This window comes from Hydrocoleum sp. CS-953 (genome assembly GCF_002260545.1).
Classification (GTDB): domain Bacteria; phylum Cyanobacteriota; class Cyanobacteriia; order Cyanobacteriales; family Microcoleaceae; genus Trichodesmium.
On the sequence record NZ_LGSU01001393.1, the window covers coordinates 1 to 11,953 of the forward strand.

The 11,953-nt window shown below is 35.6% G+C and carries 12 protein-coding genes and 2 pseudogenes; 5 read left to right on the plus strand and 9 right to left on the minus strand.

The genetic code is table 11. From position 1 onward, the window contains the following. Window positions 1-261: 261 nt before the first annotated feature. Together AFK68_RS27580 and AFK68_RS27585 are read right to left on the minus strand one after the other, a co-directional pair. Complete coding sequence (locus AFK68_RS27580) at window positions 262-966, minus strand: HAD-IA family hydrolase (protein WP_094676827.1); 705 nt, start codon at window positions 964-966, stop codon at window positions 262-264. Window positions 967-1,493: 527 nt separating this feature from the next. Further along, a complete protein-coding gene (locus AFK68_RS27585) occupies window positions 1,494-2,690 on the minus strand; it encodes an NAD(P)/FAD-dependent oxidoreductase (RefSeq protein ID WP_094676829.1) in 1,197 nt (398 codons plus the stop codon). 490 nt (window positions 2,691-3,180) lie between these two features. Here AFK68_RS27585 and AFK68_RS27590 point away from each other — a divergent pair, with 490 nt between their 5' ends. Both AFK68_RS27590 and AFK68_RS37455 read left to right on the plus strand, forming a co-directional pair. After that, complete coding sequence (locus AFK68_RS27590; protein WP_094676831.1) at window positions 3,181-3,510, plus strand: DUF433 domain-containing protein; 330 nt, start codon at window positions 3,181-3,183, stop codon at window positions 3,508-3,510. Window positions 3,511-3,846: 336 nt separating this feature from the next. Further along, window positions 3,847-4,011: a hypothetical protein gene (locus AFK68_RS37455; RefSeq protein ID WP_168186682.1), complete on the plus strand. Its 165-nt coding sequence runs from the start codon at window positions 3,847-3,849 to the stop codon at window positions 4,009-4,011. A 325-nt stretch (window positions 4,012-4,336) separates the two neighbouring features. Here AFK68_RS37455 and AFK68_RS27595 read toward each other — a convergent pair whose 3' ends face one another. Then, window positions 4,337-4,822, minus strand: coding sequence for a hypothetical protein (locus AFK68_RS27595; RefSeq protein ID WP_094676833.1), 486 nt, complete (start codon window positions 4,820-4,822; stop codon window positions 4,337-4,339). 455 nt (window positions 4,823-5,277) lie between these two features. Between AFK68_RS27595 and AFK68_RS27600 the strand changes: the two genes are divergently transcribed. Then, on the plus strand, window positions 5,278-6,195 hold the full coding sequence (locus tag AFK68_RS27600; RefSeq protein ID WP_094676835.1) for an alpha/beta fold hydrolase: 918 nt from the start codon (window positions 5,278-5,280) through the stop codon (window positions 6,193-6,195). A gap of 293 nt (window positions 6,196-6,488) precedes the next feature. On the opposite strand, the gene AFK68_RS27605 is transcribed toward AFK68_RS27600, so the two are convergent. From AFK68_RS27605 to AFK68_RS27620, 4 genes and pseudogenes are all read right to left on the minus strand, one after another. Next, window positions 6,489-6,957: Uma2 family endonuclease (locus AFK68_RS27605; protein WP_246844504.1), on the minus strand; the 469-nt coding region annotated here is incomplete at its 5' end. A gap of 1 nt (window position 6,958) precedes the next feature. Continuing rightward, window positions 6,959-7,275: pseudogene (locus tag AFK68_RS27610) on the minus strand (Uma2 family endonuclease); the annotation flags it as partial. A gap of 197 nt (window positions 7,276-7,472) precedes the next feature. Beyond that, window positions 7,473-7,760, minus strand: coding sequence for a DUF559 domain-containing protein (locus AFK68_RS46710; protein ID WP_168186683.1), 288 nt, complete (start codon window positions 7,758-7,760; stop codon window positions 7,473-7,475). 138 nt (window positions 7,761-7,898) lie between these two features. Beyond that, a pseudogene (locus tag AFK68_RS27620) lies at window positions 7,899-8,685 on the minus strand (pentapeptide repeat-containing protein); the annotation flags it as partial. 757 nt (window positions 8,686-9,442) lie between these two features. Between AFK68_RS27620 and xseA the strand changes: the two are divergent. Both xseA and xseB read left to right on the plus strand, forming a co-directional pair. Further along, on the plus strand, window positions 9,443-10,627 hold the full coding sequence (gene xseA / locus AFK68_RS27625; protein WP_094676843.1) for an exodeoxyribonuclease VII large subunit: 1,185 nt from the start codon (window positions 9,443-9,445) through the stop codon (window positions 10,625-10,627). A gap of 4 nt (window positions 10,628-10,631) precedes the next feature. Then, entirely contained in the window at window positions 10,632-10,829 is a 198-nt protein-coding gene (gene xseB, locus AFK68_RS27630) for an exodeoxyribonuclease VII small subunit (RefSeq protein ID WP_094676845.1), read from the plus strand. 170 nt (window positions 10,830-10,999) lie between these two features. Here xseB and AFK68_RS27635 read toward each other — a convergent pair whose 3' ends face one another. Both AFK68_RS27635 and AFK68_RS27640 read right to left on the minus strand, forming a co-directional pair. Continuing rightward, window positions 11,000-11,389 (minus strand): type II toxin-antitoxin system VapC family toxin, encoded by a 390-nt coding sequence (locus AFK68_RS27635; protein WP_094676847.1) that lies wholly within the window; start codon window positions 11,387-11,389, stop codon window positions 11,000-11,002. 122 nt (window positions 11,390-11,511) lie between these two features. Further along, complete coding sequence (locus AFK68_RS27640; protein ID WP_094676849.1) at window positions 11,512-11,760, minus strand: type II toxin-antitoxin system Phd/YefM family antitoxin; 249 nt, start codon at window positions 11,758-11,760, stop codon at window positions 11,512-11,514. Window positions 11,761-11,953: the final 193 nt, after the last annotated feature.

Consider the following 11,953-nt stretch of genomic DNA (forward strand, 5'->3'; position numbering starts at 1 on the left):
AAAAATTTGGTAAGTGGCAAACCAAAACCACCCTATTTCAACATTTACTAACTATTTTTATACAAAAAAAAATCTGCTCCACATAGGGCAGATTCTTACTGTCAACATCTACTTTTTGGAGGCTTCTACCATCCATAATGTTATTATACTCATATTTTTAATTTTTTCATAACAATTTAATTTTTGTTATAGAATTTTAGTAATCTATAACAAAAATTACTTAAAATCTATCTTTATAGAGGGTATAACCCCTCAGTCCAATTAGATAAAATGACAATTAGAACAATCTAATAGTGTAGCAAATTGATTTACCTCTGGCTGTGAAACAGTATTTCTATTGAGCAAAAATGCTTTTATGCCGACATTAATTGCACCTTCATAATCAGCAGTCAAACTATCTCCAATATGCAGAACTTCCTCTATGGTACAATTATATTTTTGTAAAGCAGCAGCAAAAATTTTCCGATCTGGTTTAGCTGCTCCTACCTCAGTGGAAATAGTAATATCAGAAAAAAAGTCCACTAAGTTCAACGCTGATAAAACTGGATAAAGTCGGGAATCAAAATTAGACAAAACTGCTAAGTTGATTCCACTGTCACGCCACTTAGTTAAGGCAGGTTTTACATCAGGATAAACAAACCAAGGCGCGGCAGTAGCAAAATAATCATAGAGTTCGCTAAAAAATTTCCTAAAATCAGAAAACTGCTCTAATACTCCTACTTTTTTATAAGTTTCAGCAGCGATATCACACCACCACTCAAATTCCAAGTCTGGTATTTTGGCAGGTTCGGCTCCAGGAAATGCCATCGGTGGTGCAGCTTTAAAACTCTCAAAAAAAGCTTTATTTACAGTAACAGGAGAAATATCTACTCCCCACTCACTAGCGAATTGTTGATAAATCTCACCTACACTACCACGCACATCAAACAAAGTACCGACAGCATCAAGCAAAATAATTTTGGTCATATTTTCAGAAGGAAGAAGGAAGAAGAAAGAAGGAAGAAGTAAGAAGTAAGAAGTAAGAAGTAAGAAGTAAGAAGTAAGAAGTAAGAAGGAAGCATACTTGGATTTTCAACCAAGAAACCGGGTTTATTGCCCTAATTTAATCCTTAATATGGCTTTGTTGCATGAAAGTATATAGCTGTCGCACAAGCAAGTGGATATGTACAATAATAACGTGCGGAAACTACTCTAACTATTGCACAATAGATGAATAGAACATCAATTTTGAGAGAGAAAAAGGCTGAAACTTTTGCCTGGAAAGGCTTTGAGCTTTAATTTTTCATCCCTAACTATTGCACAATAGATGAATAGAACATCAATAATTGCCAAAGAGAGCGATATAGCTGTAGAATTGATTTTCTATCCCTAATTATGCAACGGAGCCGCTTAATATTGCAAATTTTAGTTCATAAACCCGGTTTCTGTGCAAGTCCTACAAATAAAAACTTTTCCATACTTGGATTTTCTATTCCCAAATACTATAGGATACTTTACAAACTTGAAAGCATTTCTTGAATAGGATTAACTATCCAATTGAAACCCACTTTAATCTGATGCTCCAAGGTTGGCAACCGATACAAATAAACTAAACGTCTTGCCAAATGTGCTATCTGACCATCTAGCTTAACTCCTAAACTGGTAAGAGTAGCATTATCCAGTCCTAATGCCATCATTTCACCTAATGCTAGATAACGGAATGGCAATAGAGGTCGCCCAGTCAAGGATGCCCAGATATTCCAGGCGACATAATCTGATTGTTGTATTGCTACTTGTGCAGTGGTGGGAACTTTTTGCCCGTCTGCATCTTGGCAGTCTGCTAAATCTCCGAGGGCAAATATTTTGTTATCGTCTTGCACTTGTAGAGTTGCACTGGTAATAATTTGTTCCCGCTGATTTTTTGTCAATGGTAACGACTCCACTACTGAAGCAACTTTGTTACCAACTGTCCACAAAACAATATCTACGGGAATAGTATCAACTTGCTCTTTATATTTTAAGGAAATTTGAGTAGCTTCTATTGACTCTACTTCGGTTTCTAGATCGATCCAAATATTTCGTTGTGACAATGCTTTAGAAGCAGCTTCGCGGTTAAAGTCTGGGGATGTTCGCAAAATCATGTCATTGCGTTCGACCAATCTAATTCTACCTCTTTCTGGTAAACGGTCTGCTAATTTACAGGCTAATTCTACTCCACTATAACCACCACCAACAACAGCAATCCGAATTTTCTCCCGGTCAGATGCTTCTAAAACCCGCAACTTTTCTTGAAGACGGTAAGCATCATTAACTGTGCGGAATGGGATAGCATATTCGGCAGCACCAGGAACAATTTCCATAGGTGTGTCGCCTCCCATTGCTAAAACGAGGCGATCGTAACTGAATGCTTGACCATTTTCTAGTTGCACTTGTTGTTGGTTGATGTCAATTCCAGAAACTACGCCTTGACAAAAACGAATATCAGTGTTTGCTAATAATTCTTCAAATGGTGGGGCAATTTCCCAGGTTTGCAGTTCCCCGGTGACAAGTTCGTACAATAGTGGGGCAAAGAGGAAGCGATCGCGTTGGTCTATTAGGACTATTTCTGGTTTTTCTGATGATTCCCAGGGAAACTGGATGAGGCGGAGGGCGGTATAAAGTCCACCAAAACCGCCACCAAGAATACAAATGCGCCGAGATTTTTCAGTCATAGTTAAGGTCGGAAGTTAATTTTAGGTAACATCTTTATAGGATAGCAAGAAAGTTCAAAGTCAAAAGTCAAAAGTCAAAAGTCAAAAGTAAGATTTTATTGGTTCAAAATAGTAAATTGGTATAAGTTAGGTAGGCAGAATTCAATGTAATCATATTAAAGCTAGTAGGGGTTTGGTTTCCAAACCCTCAACAACTTTTAGTTAAAGATGATATAATTAGTAAGCATTCAGCTATTAGTGTTTAGCTCTTCCTGCGGAATGCTAGGCAAACAGCTTTTTAATTAACGATGTAGCTTGATAGACTATTAAGGTGAACAGATAGACTTTTACCCATACTTTTAATTCTTTAAAATCTCTGAATTACTTTTTCCTCTTTTAAAGTTAATGAAGCTGATAGCTGATAGCTGACTGCTGAATGCTTACTATAATTATCAAATTGAAGCATAAAAATTTTGATTTTAGAAAATTCTAATAATTAGGAGATAAAACAATGAAATTAGAGGATTATTTTGAATTTTTAAACCCTGATGACATTAGAATTAAAGGACATCGTATTGGTATTGATGATGTCATAGCTTATTATTGGAAAGGATATACACCAGAAAAAATTCAGACTGAATTACCTACTTTAAGTTTGGAAAAAATTTATGCTACTATTACTTATTATCTGCACAATCGGGATGAAATAGATGCTTATATGTCACGGTTAGCTGCATGGCGAGAACAGCGTTATCAAGAATGGTTAGCTTCTGAACCTTCACCTGCGGTAAAAAGGATTAGAGAAATTAAAGCGCAGAAAGAGGAAAACACAACTAAATAGATAGATGAAAATCCGTTTTTTACTCGATGAAAATTTGTCGCCTCAGCTAAAAATAGCTGTATTACAGCACTTTTTAGGATGGTGAGGTACAGTTGCAAACTATAAACTCTCTTCCCTATTTNCAAGAATGGTTAGCTTCTGAACCTTCACCTGCGGTAAAAAGGATTAGAGAAATTAAAGCGCAGAAAGAGGAAAACACAACTAAATAGATAGATGAAAATCCGTTTTTTACTCGATGAAAATTTGTCGCCTCAGCTAAAAATAGCTGTATTACAGCACTTTTTAGGATGGTGAGGTACAGTTGCAAACTATAAACTCTCTTCCCTATTTACTAAAGTGATAAAACTTTGTACCTCACGCGCCTCCGAAACTGCTGTAAATATTAACTCATCCATAGATATTTTGCGAGTAGGCGATCCAAATACCCCGGCCATCGCCACACCAGACCCAGATATTTTAGTTTATCTAGAATCATTACAAAGACTACTATTCAATAATTAATAATTAACAATTAATAATTAATAATTACCTCTTATTAAAAAGAAGAGAATTGCTTCAGATTAAATTTTTTCTTTTTTCTCCATGAAGGGAGAGGTTTTATACCTGAATTTTTTTCGGTAACAAATAATCGTAAAAGTATGCCTGGGCATTTACAACTTCAATTGGGAAAATGATCGGCATATTTGGAGTTTATTTTGGTTACGTTCAGAGATAACTTTAGGCAGATTAGCTGAAGAAGTTTGGATGATTTGGGAAACTTCTGAAGCTGAAGAATGGATAGATCAAACAGATTGGATTCCCTTTTAATATTCATCAGAAAATTTCCTTAATCTTCATCTTCATCTGGCGGTCTAGTAATCACATCAAACAAAATTTTTGCTAAATCATTTTTCTCATCAATTTCTTGAACTTCCTCACTTATTGTTTTAGCTTTTGCCAAATCTCCCATCTTTGCTATAATCAATCCAGTAGCAGCATAAGCTGTAATATATAAATTAATTTGTTGCTCATTTTTACGACTACTTAATATACTTTTTACTTCCTGCCAATCTTCTGGTAAATTTTCTCTTTTTTTCACTTCAGCCATTACTTTATGTGCCAATTGAAGCGACATTTTCATATTATTTTTATAGAAAAAATAACGATAAGCACCTATCAAAATATCCAGATTTCCATCAGTCTTAGCTAAAGCTTGATTAATATAATTTTCTGAGGTTTCTGTATCCTCCCAATTTTCTACAGCTAACATCAATAAACTTTTGACATCTTCAGGCACGTCATACCAAGAAAACTTATTTTCTTTAACTTGCATTTGTTTCAGATAAATAATATAGATAATAATTACTTTAAACTAGAAAAAATTGAAAATCTCCTAATCTTAATAACATTTTTACTTCTGTAGGTTGGGTTGAGCTTGTGTTTTTGCTGGCGCATAACTCCGTTAACGGCTAAGAGCCGACATGAAACGCTGCGCGACATGGAAAGCGGAGCATTCCCTATACGAAAAAGCGGAGCTTATCCGGAGGATAAACCCAACAGATTATAGATGAAGTCAGAAGTTAGAAGTCAGAAGTCAGAAGTTAAATTTGCAACACGGACTAAATTTGGAGCATTTGGGCACTGAAAAATCAGTCAGAAATTACTTTTGATTTGCGCATAGTGCTATAACTTTGGTCTTTATCTAACTATCCCTTATTTCTTCTTCAAAAATGGTCCTATACTGAAGATGTTTCTGTATTAATATCAATTCTAAAATCTAAAATTACTATGTTTATCCCTGTAGGTTTTGAGCAAAAATCAATTGTCACTTCCCAAGGTCGTATGGTTTACTACACCAATGACAAAGCACCCTGGAAAACTGAGACTGACAACACCGACGACTTACCTACTCTAGTATTTTTCCACGGTTTCGGTGGAGGTTCATCTGCCTACGAATGGTCAAAAGTTTACCCCGCCTTGGCCTCAGAATACCGCATTCTCGCTCCCGACTTAATTGGGTGGGGGCGATCGGAACATCAGGCGTTAGATTACAAAGTAGATGACTACATTACAACAATTATCGAATTTTTAGAACAAACTTGTCAACCACCCACTAGAGTTATTGCCTCTTCCTTGACTGCTGCAATAATGGTAAGAGTAGCGATCGCTCATCCGGAATTATTTAAGTCTCTGATATTGACAACTCCCGCAGGTTTATCCGACTTCGGCGAAAATTATACCCGCAGCTTTTTTGCTCAACTGGTAAGTACACCAATACTAGATCGTTTTATTTATAGTGCTGGTGTTGCCACTCCAGGAGGAATTAAAAGTTTTCTTGAAACGAGACAATTTGGTAATCCTAGTTTGATTTTTGATGAAATTGTGGAGGCATATTTAGAATCAGCAAATCAACCAAATGCTGAATATGCTGCTTTATCTTTTGTGCGGGGAGATTTGTGTTTTGACTTATCATTATATATGAGTCAATTAACAATTCCGACGGCAATTATTTGGGGTAAAAAATCTGAATTTACAGGACCAGAAATAGGTCAACGTTTAGCAGATTTGAATCCTCAAGCTGTGCGGATTTTTCAAACATTAGATGGTGTGGGTTTGACTCCTCAATTGGAAGTTCCGGCAGTGGTTAGTGGGTTAATTAAAAAGTTCTTGAAACAGTTAGATGAAGTTCCGGTTGGTGTAGTTTAGGTATTGGTAAAAATTAGGTTTATCCAGGATGGTATAACCTCTCCCCCGACCCCTCTCCTGGCAGGAGAGGGGAGCATAATTTTTAATCAAGACTAACGATTTATACTATTTTCAGCTATAAGAATGTGTTCAAATAATAAGTGTGATTAAAAAATTTTGCAGGAAATGTATCTTTGACAAAAAAGATAATTTCCTACCTAAAAAATGGTATTGAAGCTATTTACTAGGGGCAAATAGCCATTCGCGCCTACGACTCCTACTCTCACCTATAAGACTCTTTCAACGAACTCTAGTTACTCAACTTCATCAAATATTGGCGGCCAAAGTTCTGAGATAGATATCTGCCAACCAGGAAATAATTCGGGAATAGTTAATATATCGTTATTAGTAAGTTCAACTGCTGTACCTGTAGGGCGATAAACCATTACTATTTCTTTGTCTGGATCGATTAAAATTCCTACTTTTGCTCCTAGTTTTATGTATTGTTCCAGCTTTTTTTGTAGAGGTTTTATCCTGTCGCTTTGAGATTTTATTTCTACTACTAAATCAGGTACCATTTCCCCAAAATAACGAACGCTTCGTGGTAAACGTTCGGCACTTACAAAAGATACATCGGGTGCTTTGAGATTAGTATCAGGTAGGATAAAACCACCACTAGAATCAAATAAACGTCCTAAACGACGAGGTTTAACCCAGTTACCTAAAAGTCTCAATAATTCTGCGGTAATTTCACTCGATACAATATCCGAAGGACCCATAACTNAAATCAGGTACCATTTCCCCAAAATAACGAACGCTTCGTGGTAAACGTTCGGCACTTACAAAAGATACATCGGGTGCTTTGAGATTAGTATCAGGTAGGATAAAACCACCACTAGAATCAAATAAACGTCCTAAACGACGAGGTTTAACCCAGTTACCTAAAAGTCTCAATAATTCTGCGGTAATTTCACTCGATACAATATCCGAAGGACCCATAACTGATATTTTTCCATTTTCTAGTTCTAATTGATAGTCTAAACCTGCTTGAGAAAGGGTTTTGTTGAGTATTTCTAAGTCTTTGATTGTAACATTAGACATAATTTAGTTTTTTCCTATTAGTAGTTAGTAGTTATTAGATAAGTAGGTAAGTGAAACAATTTAGAAGTATGTCATTGCGACTGGAACGAAGTGGAAGGTTTGCGGAGCATTCCGGAACGGATAGCAATCTCCGGGCTTTCGACTGCCCTAACATTTAGTTAGATAGTGAGGTTTATTTGCGCCTATCTACTTAGATATTAATTTTGATTTTCTAAAAGTTCTAAAAATTCATCTACAACTGTCTGAGGTTCTTGATAACATTTTTCCGAGTCAAACCGATAAATTCTCACACCATTCCGCTCAAAATCTCTTTCTCTTTCTTGTTCTTCTACTCGTCTTTCGGGTGTATGATAAAAACCATCAACTTCGAGAATTGCCCACTTAAATCCTTTGGTAGTTTTGTAGCAAACTAAGAAATCTGGTTCTTTATTTTCACGCCCTTTTTTTGTAGTGAGACGGGCGGCACTATTGGGGAAGAAAAGCAAGCCTCTTTTATCGAGTTCTTCTGCTATTTTAACTTCTGTTTTGGAGCGAAAACTGAGCTTTTCCCATGTGATAATTTTGTCTATTTTTATACTTTTAAATCTGCAGTTATTTAATGGTAAGGAATCGAGGATAGTTCNAATCTGGTTCTTTATTTTCACGCCCTTTTTTTGTAGTGAGACGGGCGGCACTATTGGGGAAGAAAAGCAAGCCTCTTTTATCGAGTTCTTCTGCTATTTTAACTTCTGTTTTGGAGCGAAAACTGAGCTTTTCCCATGTGATAATTTTGTCTATTTTTATACTTTTAAATCTGCAGTTATTTAATGGTAAGGAATCGAGGATAGTTCCTGTTATTTTGGCATTATCTAATCTGGCATTTGTTAAGTCTGCACCTCCTAAGTTGGCATTAGTTAAATCGGCATTAGTTAAGTCTGCTTCTCTGAGGTTAGCTTCAGCTAGGTTTCCTGCATATAAATTTGCATTTTGGAGGTTTGATTTTGTTAGGTTTGCCTCATATAAATAAGCGTGGGCTAGTTTGGCGTTACTTAAGTTGCCACTACTCAAGTTAGCCTGCATCAGATTAGCAAAAAGTAACTCAGTATCACTCAAGTTTGCACCACTCAAGTCTGTCAGGCTCAAGATGGTCTTGACTAACTTAACACCACTCAAGTTGGCATTAATCAATTTAGCACCACCCAAGTTGGCACTACACAAGTCAGCACTACACAAGTCAGCACCACACAGGTTAGCACAAAGCAAGTCAGCACCACCCAAGTTGGCACCACACAAGTCAACACTACACAAGTTGGCACCACACAAGCTGACACCACACAAGTTGGCACCACACAAGTCAGCAGCGCTCAAATCTACATCCCAAAACTTTCTCTCCCCAGCGGCATAACGCTTTAAAAGTTCCTCAGCATCCATATCAAATCTCAGATTATTAACAACTACTATATTATAACTCCAAAAAATTAACCAATATTATTTTCATTCAAAGAGCGATCGCTCAGACAAAACTATAACGTTTGAGGGCTTTGTTGTATGAAAGTAGCGATATAGTTCCCGCACTTGCTCCGCAGATGTACTTCATAATGTGCGGAAACTACTGTAACTATTGTCCAATAGATGAATAAAACATCAATCTATAGAAAGAGAGCGTTATAGCTAAAGCGTCATTTATGACTCCTAATATTTCCAATTAATTCATAATATAATAATCTTACAGCAGTTTTCATTTGGGTAGACCATAGTAGGGACGTTGCATGCAACGTCCCTACAAACATCCAGATTTAGGTAGAGGATATCAACAGCTCCTGGTAACTGATAACTGATAACTGATAACTGAAATGACCTCACTCCCAAAATTACTCAAGGAGAAATTATATGGACTCGAAATAAAATTTTGAATATGACTAGAAAATTAGGTTTCAAGGCTTCCCTTTCAAGGGGATAAAAAAAGAAAATTCAGTGCCTTATTGTTGGGTTTCCTACGTCAACCCAACCTACTCTTTTTACGCTTATTTTACCATTCTATTCTAACGGTGCGTGACGGCCACAGAAATATAAATTCTCAAAGATATAATTAATAATGCCGTCACACACCCTACTTAATATTTTGACTTTTAACTTCCATCTATTGTAAAATTTACCCACAATAACCAAAAAAACTCAACCATCATCAATGACGACAAATATTCCGGAACAATTCATAGAAGAATCTCCCCTCTCAGTAGCAGGAATTACCTTTTATATCAAAGACATTTTAGAAGAAGATTACCAACTTCAACAAATATCAGTTATCGGAGAAGTCTCTAGCGCCAAACTAAATTCAGGAAACTTATATTTCACACTTTCCGAACCAGATAACTCTGCCACTATTCCCTGTGCTATTTGGAGAAGTACCCTAAAAAATATTGACCATCAACCTGAAAAAGGAGAACAAATAATTGTTACTGGTAGAATTAGTCTCTATCCTCCTAGAGGCGACTATAAATTAATAGTTGATAATGTATATCTTGCCGGAGAGGGAATAAAAAATCTCCGCTATTTACAACTGCGTTCCCGTTTAGAAGCAGAAGGTTTATTTGACAAAGAAAATAAGCAGAATCTCCCCAAATTTCCCAAAACAATTGCCGTTGTTACCTCGGATACTGCTGCTGCATGGGGAGATATTCAACGCACAATTAAACAACGGTTTCCTCTGGTAAAAATATTATTATCCCCAACATTAGTACAGGGAGAATTTGCTCCTCCTGCCATAGTTGAAGCCATAAAAAAAGTAGAATTAGACCGACGCGCCGAAGTAATAATTTTAGCTAGAGGCGGTGGAGCAGTGGAAGATTTATCCTGTTTTAATGATGAAAGAGTTGTCAGAGTTATTGCTGATTGTAAAATTCCAATTATTACGGGTATCGGTCATCAAAGAGATGAAACTTTAGCAGATTTAGTGGCAGATTATTCTGCTCATACTCCCACCGCAGCAGCAGAAAAAGTTGTGCCAGACCAAAATCAACTTTATGCCGAACATTGTCAAAGAGTTGAAAGAATTATTGATGCTTTGAAAACTAGGTTTAATGAAGAAAAGGCAAATTTAAAGTCTCTGAAAAATCGTCTAAAAAATATTCCTCAAACTTCCCGAACTTTAGACAAAGCAACTGTTAAATGTCAGATGTTAAGGCAAAAGTTAGCAGCACTTGACCCGAAAGCAGTTTTATCTAGAGGTTATGCAGTTGTACAAAAAAATGATGGTAAGTTAGTAAATTCAACGTCGGATTTAACAAGCAACCAAGAATTGATAATCCAGTTAAATAGTGGTAAGGTAAAAGTTAAAATTGTGGATATTTTAGAATCTGAGAATATGGAGTAAAAAAATGGAATTTGATTATGAGGAAACTATCGTTAATATTGAAGAGATTATTGCTGAAATTGAATCAGGGGAATTAACATTAGAGGAGATATTTGAAAAGTTTTCTCTTGCTGTGGAAGATTTACAAAAATGTGAAGCTTTTCTCACTCAAGGTCAACAACAAATGAATTTATTAATTGAAACTTTAGAGGAGGATTTTTAGGAGGGATATCACACAAAGATTTTGCCACGGATGTACAGATTAATATGGATAAATATTTGGAGTCAGGGGTGTAGTTTAATTCTTAGCTTAGTTAGATAGTTATTAATTACTCAATATTTCACGGTGACAGCTCGTTAGAAAGCTGCCAAAATAGAAAATACTTAAGGAAATCAATTCCAAATCCGATTAATATTGTATTTGTCAAAAATAGAATCTCGACTTAAGATAGGTATTTTTTCGATCATAGCTTGAGCAATTAATAATCGATTAAAAGGGTCATTATGGTGAAAAGGTAAGTTACTAACTAACGATAAATGCTTTAAATTAATAGGCAAAATTGTAAAATATTCTAATTGAGTTTTTGCTTCAATATAAGGCTCTAAAGACAAAGGTAAAGTTAGTTTCCCCTTACTTTGTTTAATAGCCATCTCCCAAACACTAGCTAAACTAATTAGTTTTTGATTTATTGGGTTTTCCATCAAATTACATCCAGTATCACTTAAATTTGAGCTATCAGCAAAGAACCAAATTAGGCTATGAGTATCTAGTAATAGTCCCATTACCCAATTATTAAATAATTATGGTTTAAAGCCTCCCCTTTTAAGAGGAAAATAAAGAAATGATATTTCCTGATCTTCAATCATCTTGGTTTTAACGAGAGGTAATTATCAATTATCCATTATCAATTATCAATTAATGAAATATATTCTTTGAAATCTGTTAGAGGTTCATCAAAATCATCACTTATATAAATCAGATCTCGATCGCTACCAAATAAAGGAGGTCGTTTAGTTTGTGGTTGAGCTTGAGCTGAGGTTAATTTGACCATTGGTTGGTGGTTTTTCGTAATAATAATTATTTCTCCTTGAGCAACCGTTTCTAATAATCGTTCAATTTGTGAGAGGGCTTGCTTAATATCTATGGTTTCCATAATTATGCCTACTTATTTTTAAGAATATTTATTTAAACTAAACAATATCTGAGAAAGTAGCAAAAGCTATTTTAAATATTACCTCAAAATCATCTACTATATTGCTGATTTTAAGTCTAAGGTGCATTAAAATTCTACTAGACTGAAACAACTAATTTTGTGTGTTAGATTTTGGGGCGGGGTTTTTTTTTTT